The sequence below is a fragment of the Streptomyces sp. NPDC048191 genome, assembly GCF_040652655.1.
In the GTDB taxonomy this organism is placed as follows: domain Bacteria; phylum Actinomycetota; class Actinomycetes; order Streptomycetales; family Streptomycetaceae; genus Streptomyces.
Genome location: NZ_JBEZMO010000022.1, coordinates 54,150 through 75,620, shown reverse-complemented (window position 1 = coordinate 75,620; position 21,471 = coordinate 54,150). Strand labels below are relative to the sequence as shown.

Below are 21,471 nucleotides of genomic sequence, written 5' to 3'. Positions count from 1 at the left end.
GGCGGGCGAGTCGGCCAGGTCGGACCCCGGCACCGGCGGCCCGTCCTGGAACGCGAGCCGGCCCGGGTGACGGGCCTTCAGTGACAGGGCCTCCCCGCCCCTCTCGCCCTGGGACCCGGCACCGGCGGCGCTGCTCGGCCGTCCCGGCGGTCTTCTGCACGACCGTACGGCCCGCACGTCCAGCGAACGCGGCCGGGCGGGCGAGTCGGCCAGGTCGGACCCCGGCACCGGCGGCCCGTCCTGGAACGCGAGCCGGCCCGGGTGACGGGCCTTCAGTGACAGGGCCTCCCGCTGTGCCGCGGCGACGACGATCCGCTCGGCACCGCGCGGGAACGCGCAGGCGGCCACCGTGAACGCGCGCATGACGTCGACGGCCACGGCCACGTCGGGAGCGGTCCGCGTGCCGGTCCTACCGGTGAACCCGGTCCGCGTCGCTCCATGACGGGGCCCGCGGCGGCCGTTCAGCGCTCCGCCGGATCCGGCGGCAGCGGCCGGGCGGCGCGCAGGCTGCGCAGCGCGAGCAGCAGCACGGCGATGTCGTCCAGGTAGACGGGGTCGGGCAGCAGGTCGGTAGGCAGGAGCAGATAGGCGACCGCGCCCCAGAACACCCAGCGCGAACCGGTCGGCAGCCCGGCCCGCAGCAGCGTGCGCCGTACGCGCACCAGCCGCACCAGGAGCCCGAGGGCCACCGCGAGCAGCCCCGCCGCGACGACGGCGCCGATCACCAGCAGGGTGGTGGCATCCATCCGGGCTCCCTCCGTGCTCCCAACGGGACCGTTACGACGACGGGTCCGTGCCGTCGGCCGCCTCCGGACCGCCGTTCTCCGCCGCGGAACCGGCGGACGACGACGTGTCAGATGCGTCGTCGGCCGAGGTCTCGGGCGGGTCCTGCGGCGCCGGCGGCCGCTGCCCCTTGGCCGTGAGCTTCAGCCGTTCGAACGTCCGGGTCAACTGCTGCAGCGCACCCGGCGTCCGGGACGCGGGCCGCTGCTGCGGCACAGCGGGCGCCGGGGGGACGTCGCGGTACGCGGCGAGGGCCTCCAGGGCCTGCTCGGCGGCCTGCTGGTACAGGTCCCGGGACTTGGTCATCGCCTCCAGCGCCTCGGCGTACACGTCCACCCGCCGCCGCTCGCGGTCCAGCTCCTCCTGGAGGGTCATCAGGGTCCAGTTCTCGCGCAGGTCGGTCAGCGCCTCCCCGGCCCCCTGCGGCAGCGGCCAGGGCAGGGTGACGAAGTGCCGCAGGGCCGCGACGAGTTCGGCGGGTTCGGTACCGTCCAGGAAGACGCTGCGCACGCTGTGCTCCCGGCCGTCGAAAGCCTCCGGAGCGGGGTCCGGCGGCAGCAGCACCGCGCCCCCGCGCGGTACCTCGACGCCGAGGGCCTTCAGCGCCCAGTTGACGGCCCGGAACTGGTGCGGTGCGGCCCGGTGCTCCACCACGCGGTGCCTGAGGCCCGGCGGCAGCAGCCGGGCCAGCGGCAGCCTGCCCTGCTCGTCCGGGGTCATCGCCTCGTGCACGACGACGTTGACGCACCATGATCCGCGCGCCGCGTCCCGGAGCCTGCGCCGCATCTCCTTGTCGTCCGCGGGCAGCGCGTTGACCTGCCGCAGGCGCAGCCCGGCGACCGTGGCGTGGTGGTCCCAGGAGCCGTCCTCGCCGGTACCGTCCTCGGGCCAGAACAGCGTCGCGGGCGAGGGCCATGTCTCGTCCCACGGGCGCTCCGCCTCGGCGACGAGCTGCCATTCGTGCCCCTGCGGCCGTCCCTCGGGCGCCCGGAGGGTGAGCCGGGCCCGCACGGTGACCGTGCCGCCGGCCCGCCAGCGCGCCTCGAAGACCCGCAGGGTCGCGTCCTCGGCGACGGGCGGCTCGGCGAAGTCGTCGACGTCCCCGTTCTCCTTGTGCCGGCGCAGGGTGCGCCGGAGGACCTCCTCGGGGGCCGGACCGGTGTGGCGGCCGCGGGCCGCCCAGAGGGTCTGCGGAAGGGTGGCGCGGTCGGTGGCGGAGTTCGACATGGGCCAATCTGCTGATGGGGGCGGGTGCGCCTCCCAGTATCACCGCTCGGCCCGGTGTCATGTCGTCGGGGGCCGGGCGGCGGCGCGTCGCGGCGTCGCCTGCCCCCGCGCACGGGACGCGCGATCAGCACCCGGGGTGCGCGGGGCACGCGTCGGGCGGCCGTCGTTCACACGTGTTCGCGCCCTCGTGCGACGCCCACAATGGTCCGGCGAACGGGGTCCGCCCGCCCATCCGCTCAGGGGCGGACCCCGTTCTCCGAGCTCTCGATATATATCGGCAGCCGATATATCCTGGCCGCATGACAGCGAAGAGCATGACCCGGGCGGCGTTCTTCGTCCTCACGGCGCTCGCCGACCGGCCCCGGCACGGATACGGCATCCTGCGCGAGACGGAGGAACTGTCCGGTGGTGAGGTGCAGCTGCGGGTCGGCACGCTCTACGGGGTGCTGGACCGGCTCACCGCGGACGGCCTGATCGTGCTGGACCGGGAAGAGGTCCAGCAGGGCCGGCTGCGCCGCTACTACCGGCTCACCGACGACGGAGTGGCGGCCCTGGACGCGGAGGCCGAGCGGATGGCCGCCGGAGCCGGCGCCGCCAAGCGGCGTATCGCCGAGGGCCGCCGCGCCGGTGCCCCGCCCCGTCCCGCCGCGGGCCCGGCCGGGCAGGAACCCCCCACCGCACCCGGACTCGCGGGAGGCTACGCATGACCACGCTGCTGGAGGCCCGCTACCGCGCCGTCCTGCGCCTGCTGCCCGCCTACTACCGGCGCGAACGGGAGGAGGAGATGGTCGAGACCTACCTCGGGGACCTCGACCGCGACACACAGGACCAGAGCCGTCCCACGCTCGGAGAAGTGGCGAGCATCGCCGCCCTGGCCGTGCGCAGCCGCCTCGGAGCCGCCGGTGCGCCGCGCCGCTACGTGGTGCTCGGCTCGGGCGCCCGGCTCTTCGCCCTGGCCGCCGTCCTGCTCCTGGCGGCCTCCGCCGTCGTCGCCCCGATCCTGCAGCTGACCTGGTCCTTCACCCGCAGTGGCACGGAACGGCAGCTGCTCCTGTCGGACTTCACCGGCCACGGAGTCCTCGCCGGGACGGTCGCCGTCGCCCAGTGGATCCTGCCGCTCGGCTGGACGGTCGCCTACTTCGCCCTCCTGCACGACCGCCGTCGTCTCGCCCGGACCGGCGCCCTGGTGGCCGCGCTGCCCACCCTGTGGCCGCTGCTGCGCCCGCTGGCGGGGGAGACGGCCGCCTTCGAGCCGGCATTCGCCCTGACGCTGGCGCTGCTCGCCTGGCTGCCGGCCTCCGTGCTGTGCGCGGCCCACCACCGTGACGCACCCCCGGCGCGGCTGCCCGCCGGCACCCCCGGCCTGGTCTTCATGGCGGCCTGTGTGCTGACGGGCGCGTCCCTGGTGCTGCTGCCCACCGCCAACGACCTGGTGTGGGGACCCGCCAACTGCTTCGTCGTCGGTGCCCTCGGCTGGCTGCTGTGGAGCGCCCGGCGTGCGGACCGGGCCGCGCCGGGCGGCACCCTCGCCCTCGCCGTGCTGGGCCTGCTCCTGCTGGCCGCGCGGGTCGCCGCCCTCTATCCGTGGATCCGGCTGCCCGAGGCCGCCCCCTACACCGGTGGCGCCCTCGCCCAGACCGCCGCGCTGACCGTGCTGACTCTGGTCCTGACGCTGTACGGCGCCCGCGAGCTCATGACGCGCCGAGCCACCCGGTGACGCCTGCGGGGCTCGTCCGTCCGTCCTGCTGCCGCCGGACGTTGTGAAAACGGAGGACTGGGGACGGCGCCGCGGCGCCGGCCCCAGTCCTCCGAGCGATCGCGGGCTTACGCCCCGCTCTCCCGCAGCATGTCCGCACGCTCGACGATCTTCACGCGCTCGCGGCCCTGCGGTTCGCCGAGGGCCCGCTCGGCGGCGTCCAGCTTGTACCAGCCCTCCCAGGTGGTGAAGCGGACCTCGTGCGCGGCGAGGAAGGCGTCCACGGCCTCCGGCTCGGGCGAGGACGGGGTGTGCAGCCGGCCGTGCGCGTAGTCGTCCAGCAGGTTGGCCACGGTCTCGTTGGCATCGCCCTTGGTGTGGCCGATCAGGCCGACGGGGCCGCGCCGGATCCAGCCGGTGACATAGGTGGACTGCAGAGGGGTGCCGCCCTCCTCGACGACCCGGCCGCCCTCGTCCGGGATCGTGCCCGAGTCGATGTCCCAGGGCAGCTTGGGCAGCTTCTCCGAGAGGTAGCCGACCGCGCGGTAGACCGCGGTGACGTCCCAGTCCTTGAACTCGCCGGTGCCCTTGACGTTGCCGGTGCCGTCGAGCGCGGTGCGCTCGGTGCGCAGGCCGACGACCTTGCCGTCCTCGCCGAGGATCTCCGCGGGCGACTCGAAGAAGTGCAGGAACAGCTTGTGCGGCCGGTCGCCGACGTCGCGGATCGCCCAGTTCTCCAGGGTCTTGGCGACCATGTCGGCCTGCTTGTTGCCGCGTCGGGTCTCGATGGAGCCCTCGTCGTAGTCGATGTCCTCGGGGTCGACGACGACCTCGATGGTGGGGGAGTGGTCCAGCTCGCGCAGCTCCATCGGGCTGAACTTCGCCTGGGCGGGGCCGCGGCGGCCGAAGACGTGGATCTCCACGGCCTTGTTGGCCTTCAGGCCGTCGTACACGTTCGGCGGTATCTCGGTCGGCAGCAGTTCGTCCGCGGTCTTGGCGAGGACGCGGGCCACGTCGAGCGCGACGTTGCCGACGCCGAGCACGGCGACCTTCTCGGCCTCGAGCGGCCAGGTGCGCGGCACGTCCGGGTGGCCGTCGTACCAGGAGACGAAGTCGGCGGCGCCGTAGGAGCCGTCCAGCTCGATGCCCGGGATCGGCAGCTCGCGGTCGGCCGTGGCACCGGTGGAGAAGATCACCGCGTCGTAGAAGGCGCGCAGGTCGTCCAGGCTGATGTCGGCCGGGTAGTCGACGTTGCCGAACAGCCGGATCTGCGGCTTGTCGAGCACCTGGTGCAGAGCGGTGATGATGCCCTTGATGCGCGGGTGGTCGGGGGCGACGCCGTAGCGGATCAGGCCGAACGGGGCGGGCATCCGCTCGAAGAGGTCGATGGACACGCCGGGGCCGGCGGCCACCTCGGACTTGAGCAGGGCGTCGGCGGCGTAGATCCCGGCGGGACCGGCTCCGACGATGGCTACCCGCAGGGGGCGCGGCATGATCAGGTTCCCTTCGCGTCTGAATGGGCGACTCGCTCGGGAAGCCTAAACTAAGGCAGACCTAAGTTGGTACGCGGGTCCGGCCTATGACCTCATAAGGCGATCTTATGACCTCCCCAGCGCCCTCTTATGGTCCGGGGTGTTCCCCTGGGGCGGCCGGTGCCCGACCCTGTCCTTGCGTGGGAGGACAGGGGAGGGCGAGCGTGGCCGGACACACGGGGACGAAGGTGGCCGTGACGGGCGGCAGCGGCTTCGTCGGCAGCCATCTGGTACGGCGCCTGCTGGAGCGCGGCTACCGGGTCCACGCCACTGTACGGAACCGCGCCGACGCGCCCAAGGTCCGGCCGCTGTGGGAGCTGCAGGAAGAGTTCCCCGGTCAACTGCGCCTGTTCGAAGCCGACTTGCTCAAGGACCGCGGCTTCGACGAGGCGTTCCGCGGCTGCGCGGCCGTCTTCCACGTGGCGTCGCCGTTCCTGATGCCGGAGCGGATCAAGGACGGCCGACGGGACGTCGTGGACCCGGCGCTGCTGGGTACGCGTCATGTGCTGGCCGCGGTGGACCGCACCCCGGACGTCCGGACCGTCGTGTTCACCTCCACCGTCGGCGCGATCTTCGGCGACTACGCGGACGTACTCGCGATGGACGGCCAGGTGCTGTCCGAGCGGTACTTCAACACCACCAGCACCGTCCAGAACAACCCCTACCACTACGCCAAGACCCTGGCGGAACGCGCCGCGTGGGAGGCCGAGGCGGCGCAGGACCGCTGGCGCATGGTGTCGGTCAACCCCGGCCTGATCCTGGGGCCTTCGTTCACACCCGCGTCCGACTCCGGCAGCCTCTTCCTGCTGGACGAGCTGTTCCAGGGCTACTTCTGCTACGGCGCCCCGGACTTCAGCTTCACCACGGTCGACGTCCGGGACGTGGCCGACGCGCACATCGCCGCCGCCGAGAACCCGGCGGCACAAGGGCGTTACATCGTGGCCGCCGAGACCATGGCGTCGTTCCATGACATGGCCCGCATCATCCTCGCCCGCCATCCCCGCGACCTCCGGCTGCCGCGCACCAGGCTCCCGCACTGGCCGGTACGCGTCCTGGGTCCGTCCTTCGGCCTCACCCAGGACTACATCCGAAAGCACCTCGGCATCCGCTTCCGCGTCGACAACAGCCGCAGCATCCACGAACTGGGCCTCATCTACCGGCCGTTGGAGGAGTCGCTGCTCGACCATCACGCGAGCAGGCGGGCACACCGGCGCCACGCCTGAGTCCCGCCCGGCGGAACGTCAGGCGGGCCGCACGATGCGGTGGATCGCCGACTCCCCGGCACCGTAGATCGACTCCTCGCGTATCGACGACCCCGGGCCCGGTGCGTGCACCATCAGGCCGCCGCCGACATGCAGACCCACATGCCGGTCGTCGTCGAAGAAGAGGACCAGATCACCGGGCTCGATCCCGGCGAGGGTGACCGGCGCGCCGGCGAGCGCCTGCTGCCGCGCTGACCGCGGCAGGGTGACTCCGGCGGCCCTCCAGGCGGCCTGGGTGAGACTGGAGCAGTCGTACGAGTCCGGCCCGGTCGCGCCCCAGACGCAGGGCTTCCCGATCTGCGCCCGGGCGAACGCGATGGCCCTGGCGGCCCGCACGGCCTGGGACGACTCCGGGGCGGGGCCCAGGGAGCCGGCGTCAGCGGCGGGGGCGGTGGTGGTGGACCAGGCGTCCACGGCCGGCATCGCGGCCATCGCCGCACCGGGCACCGCCGACTGGGACTGCTGCCACTGACCGCTCGCCGGGTCCCAGGCGGACGGCACGGAGGCCGGCGGCGCCGCCAGAACGGCCTCGTTCGGCGTGACCGGGGCGGACGAGTGCGGTACAGCCGTGGTGAGGAGGCCGGGCGTCGGCGCCGGGACGGTCACGGGTGGTGCCCCGGGGACGGTCGCGGGAGCCACGGGCGCGACGAGCGGGGGCGGCACGGCGGCCGTGGTCGGCATCGTCATGACGTCGGCGGGCGCCACGGCCGCAACGGGCATCGGCGGCACAACGGTGGCCGCTGGTACGGGGGTTGTGGGCGCCAGGGGTGTGGACGCGGCGGCGGTCGGTGCCGCGGCCGCAGCCGGCATCGGCTGCGTCGGCGTGACGGCGGCCGCCGGTAGGGAGGTTGTGGGCGCTGGTGCTGTGGTCGTGACGACGGCCGGGGGGATGACGGCCGCGGGCGTCGGTTGCGCGGGCGTGTCGAACGTCGGTATCGCGGCCATGGTGGGCGCCGCTTGGACGGCCGCAGCGGGCATGACGAGTTGGGCGGCGTACCGGGAGATCACGTCGCTCGCGGCGGCGAGCTTGCGCTGGTTGTCCGCCTTCGAGGCGGCGGGGGACCGACGACCCGGAGCGGTGGCGCCGGGGAGGGGCCTCGGATCCTGGAGCGGAGCGCCCTGGGCGGTGTACGGCGCGGCCACCGGGAGGACGGCCGTCTCGGCCGGGCCGAGGCCGGCCGGTTCCACCGGCGTGAGGGCGGCCGGTGCTGCTCCGGAGAGCGCCGCCGGGGCCGGCGGCAGCGCCAGTTCCGGTGCGCTCGCTCCGGACAACTCCGGGGCGGCGGAGGGGAGTTCCGGGCGACGCGGGCCCGGCAGCGCCGCGCGTCCGCTCTCGCGAGCGGCCAGGGCGAGGCTCGCCGGGTCCGTCGCCCGCCCGGCCGTCAGCTCGGCCACCACGCGGTCGACGGCCCGCTCCAGGGCCTCGGGCCGTCCGGCGGAGGGAGCCGCACCCAGGGCCTTCGGTGTGTCGCCCGGCAGGCCGCCGCCCCTTTGCGACGGGGCCGGCCGGCGGGGGAGCCGGTCGGCGGGCAACGCGGCCGGCACGCTCGGGCCGAACCTGGCGCGCGCCCCGTCGAACCAGGTCCGGGCGACCTCGTCGAGAGCGGGATCGGGCCGCCGGCTCGGACGCTTGGCCAGTGGGACGCCCCGCGAGCGGGACACCGTCGCCATGGCCCGGGTCGCGTTGTAGTTGCCCGTCTCGTTCTCGGCCCGGTCGTAGAGGGAATCGATCCGCTGTCGGACCTCGTCCCCCTGCGGACCCTCGTCGCGGCTCTCCGGCGCCATGGAAGACATGCTCCTTCCTTGCCCCGTGGGGCAGTTGGGCCGTCTCGTCCGGACTCCGTCGAGTGTCCGGGCGGCCTCGCGTCAACCTAGCCAACGTGTGTACCTCGTGTGAAGGTTGAGGTGTGAAATGTCCGATACGTATTTGTGATGTTCGCGGTGGCGTTCGAAGGGGAACAGGTGGAACCCACGTTTTCCTGTGAGGTGCCGGTGAATTCGCGATTCCGTTGAACACACGGGTGCCGCCCTCCGTATGAGGCCGGGGAGTTCCATGCCCGACCGGCGCACACACCACACAGGGGACGACCTTGGCACGCAACAAGCGCAGACGCCCGACCCGCGCACGACGCGCGACCCTCGCAGCGGTCGCCCTGATGCTGGGCGGAGGCGGTCTCGTCGCGGCGAACGTCTACGCCTCGGCGACCGAGGGCTGGGGTGACGGGTCCGGCACCAACGGAACCGGACACGTCCTGTCCGCCGGCATGACCACGATCGACTGCCCCGACATCGGCAGCCGGCTGACCGCCGTACCGGCCGCGGCCCGTCCCGACGTGGACCGCGAACTCGCCCTGCTGGACCGGCAGACCGCGGACGCCTACCGGCAGCTCCAGCAGTCGGGGCAGGTCACCGGCCAGGACGCCGGCGCCGTCGACGACACGGTCATGAACCCGCTGAAGGAGAAGCGGGCCGAGGTGATCGGACGGATCGCCGACGCCATCGACCGGGTGGGGGAGCGTCCGCAGGGCCTGGACGACCTGGCCGCCTGCACCCTGCGCCCCGGCGGCGACGGCGCGAGCGGCGGCGCCCAGCCCACCGCCGCCCCGTCCGGGGGCGCCCAGCAGAACGGCGCGGGCCAGGGCGGCAACGGGCCCGTCGTCTCCGACTACGCGGACATCACCTCCGTACAGCCCACCGTGCCGAACCCGCCCGAGCAGGACGGCGCCTCGCGCGGCAGCTTCACCTCCGACTGCGGCGTCAACGCGAACGGCCTGCGCAACTCGGACAACGTCATCGTCGCCCCCGGCGTCTCCAACGGCGCCCACCACTTCCACGACTACGTCGGCAACCAGGGCAACAGCGCCTTCGCGAGCGACGACGACCTGGCGAAGGCCGGCACGAGTTGCGTGGACCAGGGTGACAGGTCCACCTACTACTGGCCGGTGCTGCGCCTGCAGAACGGCACCCAGGAGCGGGACGCCGGATCCCCGGGCGGCGGCACGGAGGGCAACGCGGGCCAGATCGTCACGCCCAAGCAGGTCACGCTGACCTTCGTGGGCAACCCGCGCGACAAGGTCACCGCCATGCCGCGGTTCCTGCGGATCATCACCGGCGACGCCAAGGCCTTCGTCAACGGCCCCGGCAACGCCAACGCGTCCTGGAGCTGCACCGGTCACGAGGACCGGCAGCTGAAGGACAAGTACCCGCTGTGCCCGCCGGGCAGCGACGTGGTGCGCACGTTCAAGTTCCAGAGCTGCTGGGACGGCCGCAACATCGACAGCGCCAACCACCGCACCCATGTGGCCTTCACGGCTCCCGACGGCTCGTGCCCGGCCGGCTTCCGCGCCATTCCGCAGCTGGTGCAGCGGATCGTCTACGACGTCAAGGCGCCGAGCCTGCAGGACGGCGGCCGTACGGTCCCGCTCTTCGCGGTCGACTCCTTCCCCGAGCAGTTGCACAAGCCCGTCACCGACCACGGCGACTTCATCAACGTCTTCGACGAGGACCTGATGCGTCAGATGGTCGACTGCATCAACTCCGGTCGCACCTGCGGCCCCGACGGCGGCAGCTCCGGTGCGACGACGGCACCGACGACGGCCCCCACGTCCGGCGACGGCTCCGGTGCGACGGCGACGCCCACGTCCGGCGACGGCTCCGGTGCGACGGCCGCGCCGAGCGACACCGTGACGGAGCAGCCCGGCGGTACCGCCCCCGCGACCTCCGTCCCCGCCACCTCCGCACCGGCCCCCTCGGCTCCAGCCCCACAGACCAGCGAGAGGCCGCGGACCGACGCGACGACCACACCGGGCCGCACCACCCGGCAGGACGGCGCCACTCCGCAGGACACCACCAAGAGGAGTCACACCCCCAAGCGCGACAAGCCCACTGAAGCGGCAACGCCCACGCACGGGTCCGCAGCCGCGTCCGCCCCCGCCGGTGCCACGACCACGCCGTCGGCATCCGCATCCCCGTCGGTGGCCGCGTCCCAGACCACTGCCGCCGGATACCTCCCGCCCGCCACCGCCCGGCCCCAGCCGCAGGGCGGCCAGGGCGCACTGGCCGAGACCGGGGCGCACCTGTGGCCCGCCGCCCTCGGCACCCTGCTGGCCCTGTCGGGCCTGATCATGCTGCTCAGGGCCAGACGCCTGCGCTACTGACGCCCGACGCCGACGAGGGCCGACCGCCTCCCCGAGGGGCCCACCGCGCGAAGTGGGCCCCTCGGCGTCCCCGGTGACCCGAGGCGCGGTCAGGACCTTGTGGGAGCGCTCCCAAAGCGGCGAGGATGCCTCCCATGCCCTCTCTCCCTCCCACCCCCGCCATCCGCCCCTACCGCCCGGCCGACCGCGCCGCGGTGGCCGACGTCTGTGTCCGTACCGCGCACAACGGCGGCGACTCCCGCGCCCGCTACCCCGACGAGCGTCTGATGCCGTCCCTCTTCGCCGAGCCGTACTGTCACTTCGACCCGGCCCTCGCCTTCGTGCTGGACGACGGCACGGGCCGGGCCGTGGGCTACATCGTCGGCACCGCGGACACCGAGCGCTTCGTGACGGACTTCCGCCGGACCTGGATCCCCCGGCTGGCCGGCCGCTACCCGGAACCCACCGAGCCGCCCCGCACACCCACCGAGGAGATGATCCGCCTCCTGCATCACCCGGAGCGCATGCTCGTACCCGAACTCGCCCACCACCCCGCCCATCTGCACATCGACCTGCTGCCGCCCTGGCAGGGGCAGGGCCATGGGCGCCGGCTGATGCACACCTTCCTGGACGCCCTGCGTGGGCAAGGCGTCAGGGCCGTCCATCTCGGCATGGTCACCGTCAACAGCGCCGCGCGCGCCTTCTACGACCGCCTCGGCTTCGAGGAGATCCCCGTCGTGGACGCCGGCCCCCTCACCTACCTGGGCCGGTCCACGGCGGTGGGCTGAGCGCCTCCGGGCGCCGTTCAGGCCAACTCGAGCGTCCGCTTGGCGAGTTCGTAGGCGGGCCGCATCGCCTCGTGCTCCTCGGTGTCCATGCCGCCGAGGTGCAGGACGACCGGGCCGTCGGGCGTGCCGACCGCGAGGGCGGTCTCCTTCTTCGTCTCGTCCAGGAGCTTGCTGGTGTAGAGGTACTCCACCTCCACGCCGGTCAGCCCGCCGCCGGTCCGGAAGGAGTGGTACCTCTCCTTGCTGACGTTGTCCTCCGCGGCGACGAACTCCCGCAGCACGCTGCCCGCGTCGGCGCCGGCCGCCTTGCCGGTCCACACCCGCAGGAAGCCGATGTGGCCCGCCGGTTTGGCGTCGATCTCGCAGGCGGTGGTGACCGGCCCCTGGCGCAGGAAGGAGTCGGCGAGCGCCCCGCTCAGGTCTCCCCCGGAGCCCTTCGAGGCCTTCGCCAGCTCCGCCTGCGCGTCGATCGCCTTGGCCTTCCAGTCCTTGGCGACCTCGAAACGGACGGGCAGCACACAGTCCGAACCGGCCGCGCCGATCGAACCCCCGCTCGCCGTCGCCCTCTTGCCGCCCGCGCCCCCGGCGGCCCGGGACGCGCCGGACGTCCTCTTCCCATCGTCGTCCCCCGACCCGGCACACCCGGCGAGCACCGCCGCGAGCGCCACCGCCACGACCACCGCGCCCCGTACGGACCCCACCCCGACCAGCACTTCTCGCTCCCCTCCTGTCGCAGGGGCGCCACTGTAACCGAGGGCACCGACGGCGCCGGACCGCGATGTCCCGTGCCGCGGCCACTCGGTCAGCCGGGGAGCAGTGCCTTGCCGTAGACCGTCGAGCTGTGCCGGACCGTCATGCCGAGGCGTTCGTACAGCGCGAGCGCCCCGGTGCCGGAGTGCGTCCACAGGGTGCAGGCGGGTCTGCCGAGGAGGTGGAAGGTGTGGAACGCCTCCCGCAGCAGCGTGCGGGCGATGCCCCGGCCGCGGTGGTCGCGGCGCACCGCGACCCGCTCGACGTACCCCTCGTCGTGGCCCGGAACGTCCAGCGACAGCACGGCCCCGACCAGCTGGTCGCCGGCGAAGGCCAGCGGTGACGCCGCGGGCAGGAACGTGCTGCGTCCGACGGTGAGCCGGGCCCATTCCGCGTACGTCTTCCGCCGCGGCTGCCACTCGTCGAAGGCGTCCTCGGTGAGCCGGTACGCCACCTGAGCGTCACCGTCCCGGAACGGCCGTACGGTGACTCCCGCCGGAGGGACGGGTACCTCCGCTTCTTGTGGCAGCGCGATCTCCAGCAGCCACTCGGTGACCAGCGGGGAGTAGCCGCAGGCCCGGAGCAGCGCGGTCGCGGCGTGATCGGCGTCCGGGACCGTCTGGGCGAGCCGGTCGCCGCCCAGTTGCCGGGCCCGGGTCTCCGCCCAGGCGAGCAGTGCGCCACCGAGCCCCCGTCCCCGGTGCGCGGGGTGCACATGGACCCTGGCCCGCGCCCCCTTCACCCAGCCGTACCCGGCCGGTCCGCCGGCGCCGTCCTGCACGAGCAGCGCGCCGTACTCCGGCCGCGGACCGGGCCCGGTGAGCTCGGCGGCGATGCGGTCGGGGCCGGTCCCGGGGCGGCCGTACAGCTCGCGCTCGCAGGCGACGACCAGACGGTGGATCGCCTCCACGTCCGCGGTGGTCGCCGTACGGCACCGGTAGCCCACCGGCAGCCACTCCGGGCGAAGATCAGCCATGAGTGCGTCCGCGCTGGTCACGGCGGCCCCTCCCGTCTCTCCCGTGCACAGGGTCTACCCCTCCGTGCCGTCTGCCACGCCCGCCGTTTGCGAGGCGCCGCGGGCGCACGGCAGGGTGCGGGGTGTGCCTACCTTGCTGATCGTCCACCACACCCCTTCCCCCAACTGCCAGGCGCTGTTCGAGGCCGTCGTCTCCGGCGCCACGACACCGGAGATCGAGGGCGTCCGCGTCGTCCGCCGGGCGGCCCTGTCCGCGACCGCCTCCGATGTGCTGGAAGCCGACGGCTACCTGCTCGGCACACCCGCGAACCTCGGCTACATGTCCGGCGCGCTGAAGCATTTCTTCGACCAGATCTACTACCCCTGCCTGGACGAGACCCGGGGCCGCCCCTTCGGCTACTACGTCCACGGCGGCAACGACGTCACCGGCGCCGTCCGCGCCATCGAGACGGTGACGACCGGCCTCGGCTGGCGCCGGGCGGCCGACGCGGTGACCGTCACCGGCGAGCCCGCCAAGGCGGACACCGAGGCGTGCTGGGAGCTCGGGGCGACGGTCGCGGCGGGGCTGATGCCCGGCGCGTGAGTACGGCGGCCCGCCGCGGTGCCGAGGGCGGTCCGCGGGGGTCGTCCGCCTCGTACGGCGGATGGGTGAAGTGCCTGCGACACGCGTCCGGCTCCGGCGACGGCCTGGGACCCGGGCCCGGCCGCGCGGACTCCGCTGCCTGGAGGGATCAAGGTGCGGGCCCGGTGACCCTGGCCGACGATGGGCCTAGGGCCGCGCCCTTCCGGCGCGGCTGCACCTTGTCATGTGTCGTCGTACGTCGTCGAGCCAGGGAGCGTCGGATGCGAGCGGACGGCCACGCCCCCGGACGGTCCGCGCCCGACGGTCCGGACGGCGGGGAAGTGCTGCGCCGGTGTGCGCGCGACCTCGTGGACGTCGCCCAGGGCATCAGCGCGGTGTCCGAGCGCACCGGCACCGCGCTGTTCGCTCCGTCCCTGACCGCTTCCGCGCGCCGCCGTCCGCGTACCGGCCTGACCGCCCAGTGGGCGCTGCTGCGGGCCGTGACGGGCAAGCAGGGCCTCGGCGGTGCCGCGACCGCAGCGCCGAAGGGCATGGGGCCGGTGCTCGGCGTGGCCGGTGGGGCACTGGGCCGGGAGAGCCTGGCCGCGCTGGTCGCCGTCACCTCGCTGCGCCTCAGGATCGCCGCCCTGCTGGCCGACCACCCCGAGTTCGCACGCGACCCGGGCATGCGGCGGCTGCTGGAGGCGGTCACCCGCGACAGTGACCCGGAGGCCGTACGGGCCCTGCGCGCCCTGTTCCGGGACCAGGGTGCCCAGCGCGCCCTGTCCGGGCTCGCCCCGCTGATGGCCGAACTCCTCACCGTCCGCGCCCTGCTGGACGAGGACCCGGGGAACGCCGGGACCGGCTCGGCGCGCACGGCCGGGCGTGAGCGGTCCGCGGGCCCGGCGACCGCGGGTGAGGGCGACGCCGTCGCCGAGCCCGTCGCCCTCACCGACCAGGAGAAGCAGTTCATCGCGACGGAGGGGTCCCTCCTCGGATTCCTGCGCAACATCGAGGTGCTGTCCACCGACGGGCGGATCCTGGTGCAGAACGTGCGCGGTCCCGACGGTGTCGTCCGCTATGTCGTCCAGGCACCCGGCACGGCCCCGGGCCGCCCCCGCCACGACTCCCCGCAGGACCACGTGGGCGCCTGGCGCGACCTGTGCACGACGCAGTCCCTCCACACGCGCTCGGTGCTGCTCGCCCTGGAGGACTACGGCATCCCGCGCGGCGCCGACCTCGCGCTGATCGGGCACGGCGAGGGCGGGAGCGCGATGCTGAACCTGGCCCAGGACGAGGAGTTCTGCCGTACCCACCGGGTCACGCACGTCGTCGCCGTCGGCTCCCCGGCCGACCGCGGGAAGCCCGCCGACCCGCGCACCTGGGTCGCGGCCATCACCAACCAGCACGACTTCGTGGCCGTGCCGGACGGCCGCGACGGGGGCTTCGCGTTCGACCCGCACCCGCGCCGGTACGAGGTCGACTACGCCGGTCCCACCCGCGAGTTCCCGCTGTGCCACATGCTCCGCGAGTACATCGAGCACCTGCGCACGGTCGTCCCCGAAGCCCGCGAGGACGTCGACGCGGCACTCACGCCGTACCGCGGCCCGATCGTGCGCACCCAGGCCTACCGGCTCAAGGACCGCGCCCGCCCGCCGGAGGGCTATCCCTTCCTCACCGTGCCGACCACCTCGGTCCCGACGACGGTCGGCCCGGTCGACGTGCCGGTGCGCTACTACGACTCCTCCGCCGCACACCTCTGCTTCGCCGTCCCCGCCGACGCGGCGCGCGGCCTGCTGCCCGACGCCGGCCGGCCGGCCCCGAGCCGGCTGGGCCGGCGGGCCCTCGCCGTACTGTCGCTCTACGAGCACCGCTGCAGCACGATCGGCCCGTACACCGAGATCGCGCTGTCCGTCCTGGTCGACGACCTGTGGCGGCCCCGCCGGTACGACCTCGCCGCGGACCTGCTGCGCCGCGCCGACCTGCGCCGCACCGGCCGTTACGTCCTCTCCGTGGCCGTCACGAGCGAGGAGGCGCGCGTGGCCGGCCGGGAGATCTGGGGCCAGCCCGCGACGCTGACGACCGCCGAGGCCGACCTGAGGGGCCCCAGGATCGACCTCCGGTCCGGGGATCTCGGGCTCAGCGTCGAGGGCCGGCTCGGACCGGGCATCCGCTGCCCGCAGGCCGAGCGGGTCCTCTACGGCCGCCGCGCCGCGAGCACCGTACGCACCCTGGTCCGGGCCCACGGCAGGCTGCGGCTGCACCCCGGCACCGGTGTCCGGCTGCGGCTGGGCACCGCGGCGGCCGAACCCCTCGCCGGACAGCTGCGCAGGCTCGGCATCGACACCGGCGGGCCGCAGTTCGTCCTGGCCTGCCCCCAGTTCATGCTCCACCGCAGCGCCGGCGCCGTCCTGCCCCGCTGACGTCCCCTGTCCCCAGCCAGCCGAGTGGGAGCCGCCATGGTGACCGAGTCCCCCCGAGCGACGACGGCCCCGGCCGGCGAACTCCTCGCGCACGCCGACACCTTGCGGGCCGACGCCGACCTCATGGACGGCTACGCCCGTCGGCTGCTCGCCACCGCGGCCACGCTGAGCGGCTGCCCGGCGGCACCCGGGTGGAGCCGCCGCACGCTGGTGCGGCAGGCCGCCGCGTGCACGACAGCGGCGGAGCAACTGCGCACCGCCGCCGAGGCGTTGGACACCCATGCCCGAACCGGCGACTGACCTCGCGCGACGTCCGTACCGGCGCCCCGGAGCCACCCCGCGCCCCCCTGAGGAACAGAACCAACTCAGGGCTTGCGGGCCACGCCGACGTACACCGGCTGTTCCCGCATCACCCGCATCCCCGGCTCGGGAAGCCAGCTCGTGGCCGCTACGACACCCGGTCCGCACAGCTGCAGTCCGTCGAAGAACCGGCTGACCTCGGCGTGCGAGCGCGCCCGGACCTGGGTGCCGCCGGAGCGGTAGACGGCCGCTATCCGCTCCCAGACCTCCCGGTCGAACTCGGCGCTCACGTGGGAGAGGATCAGGTGACTGCCCGACGGGAGGGGTTCCAGGAGCGTCCGCACGACACCGTGGGGATCCTCCTCGTCGGCGACGAACGGCAGGAGCGCGATCAGCGACAGGCCGACGGGCCGGTCGAGGTCCAGATGGTCGCGGGCGTACGCCACGATCCGCTCCGGCTCGCGGACGTCGGCGTGCAGATAGGCGGTCCGGCCCTCGGGCGTGCCGTGCAGCAGGGCCTCCGCGTGCCGCAGCACGATCGGGTCGTTGTCCGCGTACACCACCGGGGCGTCCGGGGTGACCGCCTGGACGACCTGGTGCAGGTTCGGCTCCGTGGGGATCCCGGTGCCCACGTCCAGGAACTGGCCGACGCCCTCCCGGGCGACGAAGCGGGCGGCCCGGTGCATGAACTCGCGGTTGGCCCAGGCCGTGTCCTTGACGCCGGGGAAGAGCTCCAGCACCTTGCCCGCGGCCTCGGCGTCGACGGCGTAGTGGTCCTTGCCGTCCAGGAACCAGTCGTACATCCGCGCGGGGTGCGGCTTGCCGGTGTCGATCCGTTCGGGGCTGAATCCGGTGTCTGTCACGTCTGCTCTCCGAAAGGCGTGGGGGGTGGTCGGGCGGTCGTCAGCGGCAGCGGGAGGCGGCCGCGCTGTCGTGGCGGTGCCAGACGGCCTCGACCACGCGGCCGTCCGGCAGGGTGTGCCGGGGCGGGCCCCCGTCCGGAACGAAACCGGCGCGGCTCAGCGCCCGCCGGCTCGCGGTGTTCCCGGGCTCCGCGCCCGCCCGGACGGTGGCCAGGCCCGCATGGGTGTGCGCGAGCGCCGCGCCGGCCCGGAACAGCTCCGCGCCCAGGCCCTGGCCCCGGCAGGCCGGCGCGAGCCAGCCGCCCATCTCGCCGGTGCGGTGCTCCAGTTCGAGGGCGCCGGCATAGCCGAGGCCGGCCCTGCGCACACAGACCAGGAGCAGCGGGTCGTCCGGGCCGGGCACATACGGCTGGGCCAGATTCCGGGGCAGCCGGCGGCCGTCGTCACCGGCCGGCCGCCAGGCGAGCAGGGCCCTGCGGATGCCGGGGTCGGGCAGTACCCGGTCCGCCTGGGTACCGAGCCAGCGCTGCGCCTCGGCGTCGGCGCAGGCGGCGAGCGCCGCCGCCACGTCCAGCCGGGTCCGGGGGGTGAACAGCAACAGCCTTTCGGTGGCCAGGACATGCCGGCCGGCAGTGGGTTCGCACCGTCCGGGTACGGGCAGCCCGGACGCGGGCAGCCTCCGGCGGATCACCGACCAGCCCATGCGCACCCCCGACGGAAACGGCTCGCCCGGCGCCCACGGGGTCCGTACGGACCCCGCGCGCCCCGACGGATGCGGACGACCCGCACCGGCGGCGAATTTACCGGGGTTCGGCGGCGGGCGGGACGTGCGCGGGGGCGGTTTTGGGACGGCGGTGGGGGTGTTCCTCCAGGCGGGCGTCGAGGTGCGTCGGGCGTGCGGGTCGTACCAGGTCAGCCGTTCTGTTCCTGGGAGCCGGGCTTGGGGCGGGTGCGGGTCCAGGACGGGTCGGCGGACGGGGCGGGTGCGGGGACGGTGTGGTGCATGGCGATCCTTCGGACTGGTGGGGGGATGGGCCGGGGCGGTGCGCCGCGCGGCGTGCTCCGGCCTCAGATCCGGCCGTTCGGCAGCTCCGCCCAGACGGCTCGGGCCAGGTGGCCGGATACCGGTGTCACACCCCAGTCGCGGCTCAGCGCGTCGACCAGGAACAGCCCGCGCCCGTGCTGGTCTTCGGGGCCGGCGCGCCGGACCGCCGGCAGGGCGGGGCCGCCCTCCCGGTCCTCGGCCTCGATCCGGATCCGGTCCGCCGTGCCGCGCAACCGGCAGGTGATCCGCTCACCGGCCGTGTGCACAAGGGCGTTCGTGACCAGCTCGGAGGTCACCAGGACCGCGTCGTCCCGGATTTCCCCGGGCACGCCCCAGGCGGTCAGCAGGTCCCGTACGACTCGGCGCGCCGCGCCGACGGCCTCCGGCAGGGCCGGCAGGTCGAAGGCGGCGGAACGGGGCAGCGCGTCCCCGGAGGCGAGCCGGTCGGGGCCGACGGGCCCAGGGAGTCGACCGAGGCGCTCGCCTCCGGGTGGTCTCTTCACGCCGGCGGGGACCGGCGTTCGGCCCGGCCGGTCCACGGGGTCCGCCTTGGGGTGGGGGCGGTCCGCCGTATCCGTGGCCCGGTGCGGGGCCTGCGCCGTCTGCGCGTACCGGCACGCTCCGTCCGCGCCGACGGCGGGTCGGTCTGGTCGCGTCGCCGGGCCCGGGTCCTGGTACGGCTGGTTCGCGCTGTGCGTCGCCGATGGGGAGCGGTTCGCGCTGTCCGCAGCCGGGCGCGGTCGGTTCGTGTCCGTCGTGGGTGGATGCGGTTGACCGGTGGGTGTGCCGGTGTTGTCCGGGTTGCGGATCGGCAGGGCGGGGACGTGCGGAGCCCGGTGGGGCCGGGGCGGGGTGTCCGGGGTGCGGCATGGTGGGTCGGTGGCGGCGGGCGCCCGGTCGGCGCGCTGCAAGGCGTCCGGGACCCGGTCCGGACCGTCCGCGGAGAGGAATCGGCGTAACGGGCCCGGTTCCGGGGGCGGTTGGTCCGGGCTCCCGTCCTCGGGGGTGCGGTCGAGCGGTTGGGGGAGGGAGGGCGGAGCCATCGCCGTGCGCCTTTCGTCCGGCCTCGTGTGGGGGTACCGATGTCGGGCCGACCGCTCGCGCAGCAGACGGCACACCGCCTCCCCTGAGGCCGTAGTGCGACCCGGTCTCCCCCGACCCGGCCGCGCCGCCTGCTCCTTGGTCGGTCGGAGCAGCGAGTCCACTGTCGCACCTGCCAACAAAGCTCCGCAACCAGCAAGTTGAAATTTGCAAGTGGCCAAGTGCATGCTGCTTCGGCCAGAACGTGATCGAATGGGTCGGGGAAGCGATCGTGTGCGACGGTGTCCCCGGGTGACCGTTGAGGGGGGTGCGTGTGACCGCGGAGACCGACTGGGGCGGCGCCCCCTCCGTCCTGCGCATGATCCTCGGCCGGCAGCTGGAGGAGCTGCGGACCCGGGCCGGTCTCAGCTACGACGCGGCGGGCGCCGCCATCGGCGTCAGCCACTCCACGATCCGTCGCATGGAGGCCGCCAAGGTGGCCCGGCTGCGCCTCACGGACGCCGAGAAGCTGCTCCAGGTCTACGGCGTCACCGACCGGGACGAGATCGACACCTTCCTGCAGTCGGTGCGCGAGGCCAACAAGCGCGGCTGGTGGCACACCTACCGCGATGTGATGCCCGACTGGTTCGCCGCCTACCTCAGCCTGGAACAGGCCGCCTTGCAGATCCGGGCGTACGAGAACCAGTTCGTGCACGGCCTGTTGCAGACCGAGGACTACGCCCGTGCCCTGCTCGGTGCCGAGAACCCGCACGCCTGCGCCGAGGCCACGGAACGGCGGGTCGCGCTGCGCATGCGCCGGCAGGAGCTGCTGTCGCGCGAGGCGCCGCCGCGGGTGTGGGTGGTGATGGACGAGACCGTGCTGCGCTGGCCGGTCGGCGGGCCGCAGGTGATGCGCGCGCAGATCGACCACCTCGTCGAGGTGGGCCGGCTGCCCCATGTGACCCTGCAGCTCATGCCGTTCACCAACGGCCCGCACCCGGCGATGCGGGCCGGCGCCTACCACCTCTTCCGGTTCCGGGCGCGCGAACTGCCCGACATCGTCTACCTCAGCGGCCTGGTCGGGGCCGTCTACCTCGACAAGGCCGACGACGTCGTGGTCTACCGGGAGGCGCTGGACCGGCTCGGCGCCCAGGCCACGCCCGCCCGCAAGACCGAGGCCCTGCTGGGCGCGATCCGCAAGGAGCTGTGACGCACCAGTTCGTCCGCAAGCCCCCGAACCCGACCCGAATGGGAGACACGGCGTTGCCCGACAACGGATGGCCGGCCGACCGCATCGACACCGAGAACGCCCACTCCGCCCGCATCTACGACTACATCCTCGGCGGCAAGGACTACTACCCCGCCGACAAGGAGGCCGGCGACGCGATGGCCCGGGAGTGGCCCGCGCTCCCGGTCCACATGCGCGCCAACCGCGACTGGATGAACCGCGCCGTGCGCTGGCTCGCCGAGGAGGCGGGGATGCGTCAGTTCCTGGACATCGGCACGGGCATCCCGACCTCGCCCAACCTGCACGAGATCGCCCAGGCCGTGGCCCCCGCGTCCCGGGTCGTGTACGTCGACAACGACCCGATCGTCCTCACCCTGTCGCAGGGCCTGCTCTCCAGCGCGCCGGAGGGCCGTACCTCGTACATCGAGGCCGACTTCCGGGACCCGGCGGCCATCCTGGACGCGCCCGAACTGCGCGAGACTCTGAACCTGGACGAGCCGGTCGCGCTCACCGTCATCGCCATCGTCCACTTCATGCTCGACGAGGACGACGCGGTCGGTGTCGTACACCGCCTGCTGGAGCCGCTGCCGTCCGGCAGCCATCTGGCGATGACCATCGGCACCGCCGAGTTCGCGCCCGAGGAGGTGGGCCGGGTCGCCCGCGAGTACGCCGCCCGCAACATGCCGATGCGGCTGCGCACCATCGACGAGGCCCACGAGTTCTTCGAGGGCCTGGAGCTGGCGGAGCCGGGCATCGTCCAGGTGCACAAGTGGCGTCCCGACGGCACGGGCGAGAAGGACATCCGTGACGAGGACATCGCGATGTACGGCGCGGTCGCCCGCAAGCCCTGACGGACCACCGGCAGGCCCCGCAGACCCGG

The 21,471-nt window shown here is 74.1% G+C and carries 19 protein-coding genes and 1 pseudogene; 10 read left to right on the top strand and 10 right to left on the bottom strand.

What is annotated here, in order from left to right:
• Positions 1 to 139: 139 nt before the first annotated feature.
• The 3 genes and pseudogenes from AB0D93_RS29555 to AB0D93_RS29545 all read right to left on the bottom strand — a co-directional run.
• Positions 140 to 363, bottom strand: a pseudogene (locus tag AB0D93_RS29555) (2-phosphosulfolactate phosphatase); the annotation flags it as partial.
• 98 nt (positions 364 to 461) lie between these two features.
• Entirely contained in the window at positions 462 to 746 is a 285-nt protein-coding gene (locus AB0D93_RS29550) for a DUF1232 domain-containing protein (protein ID WP_362125563.1), read from the bottom strand.
• Positions 747 to 777: 31 nt separating this feature from the next.
• Positions 778 to 2,010: a hypothetical protein gene (locus tag AB0D93_RS29545; protein ID WP_362125560.1), complete on the bottom strand. Its 1,233-nt coding sequence runs from the start codon at positions 2,008 to 2,010 to the stop codon at positions 778 to 780.
• Between the two features lie 314 nt (positions 2,011 to 2,324).
• On the opposite strand from AB0D93_RS29545, the gene AB0D93_RS29540 reads away from it, so the two are divergent.
• Both AB0D93_RS29540 and AB0D93_RS29535 read left to right on the top strand, forming a co-directional pair.
• Positions 2,325 to 2,717: a PadR family transcriptional regulator gene (locus tag AB0D93_RS29540; RefSeq protein ID WP_362125720.1), complete on the top strand. Its 393-nt coding sequence runs from the start codon at positions 2,325 to 2,327 to the stop codon at positions 2,715 to 2,717.
• Positions 2,714 to 3,727 carry a hypothetical protein gene (locus AB0D93_RS29535; RefSeq protein ID WP_362125557.1) on the top strand — a complete coding sequence of 338 codons (1,014 nt, stop codon included), beginning with the start codon at positions 2,714 to 2,716 and terminating at the stop codon, positions 3,725 to 3,727. Before AB0D93_RS29540 ends, AB0D93_RS29535 begins: the two co-directional genes overlap by 4 nt.
• Before the next feature lie 107 nt (positions 3,728 to 3,834).
• Here AB0D93_RS29535 and AB0D93_RS29530 read toward each other — a convergent pair whose 3' ends face one another.
• The gene (locus AB0D93_RS29530) at positions 3,835 to 5,199 is read right to left on the bottom strand and encodes an FAD-dependent oxidoreductase (protein WP_362125554.1); all 1,365 of its coding nucleotides are present in this window, start codon (positions 5,197 to 5,199) and stop codon (positions 3,835 to 3,837) included.
• Between the two features lie 203 nt (positions 5,200 to 5,402).
• Here AB0D93_RS29530 and AB0D93_RS29525 point away from each other — a divergent pair, with 203 nt between their 5' ends.
• Positions 5,403 to 6,461 (top strand): NAD-dependent epimerase/dehydratase family protein, encoded by a 1,059-nt coding sequence (locus AB0D93_RS29525; RefSeq protein WP_362125551.1) that lies wholly within the window; start codon positions 5,403 to 5,405, stop codon positions 6,459 to 6,461.
• Positions 6,462 to 6,479: 18 nt separating this feature from the next.
• On the opposite strand, the gene AB0D93_RS29520 is transcribed toward AB0D93_RS29525, so the two are convergent.
• Positions 6,480 to 8,294 (bottom strand): NlpC/P60 family protein, encoded by a 1,815-nt coding sequence (locus tag AB0D93_RS29520; protein ID WP_362125548.1) that lies wholly within the window; start codon positions 8,292 to 8,294, stop codon positions 6,480 to 6,482.
• 362 nt (positions 8,295 to 8,656) lie between these two features.
• Between AB0D93_RS29520 and AB0D93_RS29515 the strand changes: the two genes are divergently transcribed.
• Both AB0D93_RS29515 and AB0D93_RS29510 read left to right on the top strand, forming a co-directional pair.
• Positions 8,657 to 10,657: a DUF1996 domain-containing protein gene (locus tag AB0D93_RS29515; protein ID WP_362125717.1), complete on the top strand. Its 2,001-nt coding sequence runs from the start codon at positions 8,657 to 8,659 to the stop codon at positions 10,655 to 10,657.
• A 134-nt stretch (positions 10,658 to 10,791) separates the two neighbouring features.
• Positions 10,792 to 11,424 (top strand): GNAT family N-acetyltransferase, encoded by a 633-nt coding sequence (locus AB0D93_RS29510; protein WP_362125545.1) that lies wholly within the window; start codon positions 10,792 to 10,794, stop codon positions 11,422 to 11,424.
• Between the two features lie 17 nt (positions 11,425 to 11,441).
• Here the strand turns inward: AB0D93_RS29510 and AB0D93_RS29505 are convergent, their stop codons facing one another.
• Positions 11,442 to 12,137: a lipoprotein gene (locus AB0D93_RS29505; RefSeq protein WP_362125542.1), complete on the bottom strand. Its 696-nt coding sequence runs from the start codon at positions 12,135 to 12,137 to the stop codon at positions 11,442 to 11,444.
• Between the two features lie 89 nt (positions 12,138 to 12,226).
• A complete protein-coding gene (locus AB0D93_RS29500; RefSeq protein WP_362125539.1) occupies positions 12,227 to 13,150 on the bottom strand; it encodes a GNAT family N-acetyltransferase in 924 nt (307 codons plus the stop codon).
• A gap of 124 nt (positions 13,151 to 13,274) precedes the next feature.
• On the opposite strand from AB0D93_RS29500, the gene AB0D93_RS29495 reads away from it, so the two are divergent.
• The 3 genes from AB0D93_RS29495 (at position 13,275) to AB0D93_RS29485 (ending at position 16,435) form a co-directional block, all read left to right on the top strand.
• Positions 13,275 to 13,733 carry an NAD(P)H-dependent oxidoreductase gene (locus AB0D93_RS29495; protein ID WP_362125536.1) on the top strand — a complete coding sequence of 153 codons (459 nt, stop codon included), beginning with the start codon at positions 13,275 to 13,277 and terminating at the stop codon, positions 13,731 to 13,733.
• 260 nt (positions 13,734 to 13,993) lie between these two features.
• Entirely contained in the window at positions 13,994 to 16,135 is a 2,142-nt protein-coding gene (locus tag AB0D93_RS29490) for an acetoacetate decarboxylase family protein (protein ID WP_362125532.1), read from the top strand.
• Between the two features lie 36 nt (positions 16,136 to 16,171).
• Positions 16,172 to 16,435 (top strand): hypothetical protein, encoded by a 264-nt coding sequence (locus AB0D93_RS29485; protein WP_362125529.1) that lies wholly within the window; start codon positions 16,172 to 16,174, stop codon positions 16,433 to 16,435.
• A 65-nt stretch (positions 16,436 to 16,500) separates the two neighbouring features.
• Here the strand turns inward: AB0D93_RS29485 and AB0D93_RS29480 are convergent, their stop codons facing one another.
• From AB0D93_RS29480 to AB0D93_RS29470, 3 genes are all read right to left on the bottom strand, one after another.
• Positions 16,501 to 17,298 (bottom strand): SAM-dependent methyltransferase, encoded by a 798-nt coding sequence (locus AB0D93_RS29480; protein ID WP_362125526.1) that lies wholly within the window; start codon positions 17,296 to 17,298, stop codon positions 16,501 to 16,503.
• Between the two features lie 40 nt (positions 17,299 to 17,338).
• On the bottom strand, positions 17,339 to 17,896 hold the full coding sequence (locus tag AB0D93_RS29475; protein ID WP_362125523.1) for a GNAT family protein: 558 nt from the start codon (positions 17,894 to 17,896) through the stop codon (positions 17,339 to 17,341).
• Positions 17,897 to 18,366: 470 nt separating this feature from the next.
• Positions 18,367 to 18,846: an ATP-binding protein gene (locus tag AB0D93_RS29470; RefSeq protein WP_362125520.1), complete on the bottom strand. Its 480-nt coding sequence runs from the start codon at positions 18,844 to 18,846 to the stop codon at positions 18,367 to 18,369.
• Between the two features lie 851 nt (positions 18,847 to 19,697).
• Here AB0D93_RS29470 and AB0D93_RS29465 point away from each other — a divergent pair.
• Together AB0D93_RS29465 and AB0D93_RS29460 are read left to right on the top strand one after the other, a co-directional pair.
• Positions 19,698 to 20,573 carry a helix-turn-helix transcriptional regulator gene (locus tag AB0D93_RS29465; protein WP_362125517.1) on the top strand — a complete coding sequence of 292 codons (876 nt, stop codon included), beginning with the start codon at positions 19,698 to 19,700 and terminating at the stop codon, positions 20,571 to 20,573.
• 53 nt (positions 20,574 to 20,626) lie between these two features.
• Complete coding sequence (locus tag AB0D93_RS29460; protein WP_362125714.1) at positions 20,627 to 21,442, top strand: SAM-dependent methyltransferase; 816 nt, start codon at positions 20,627 to 20,629, stop codon at positions 21,440 to 21,442.
• Positions 21,443 to 21,471: the final 29 nt, after the last annotated feature.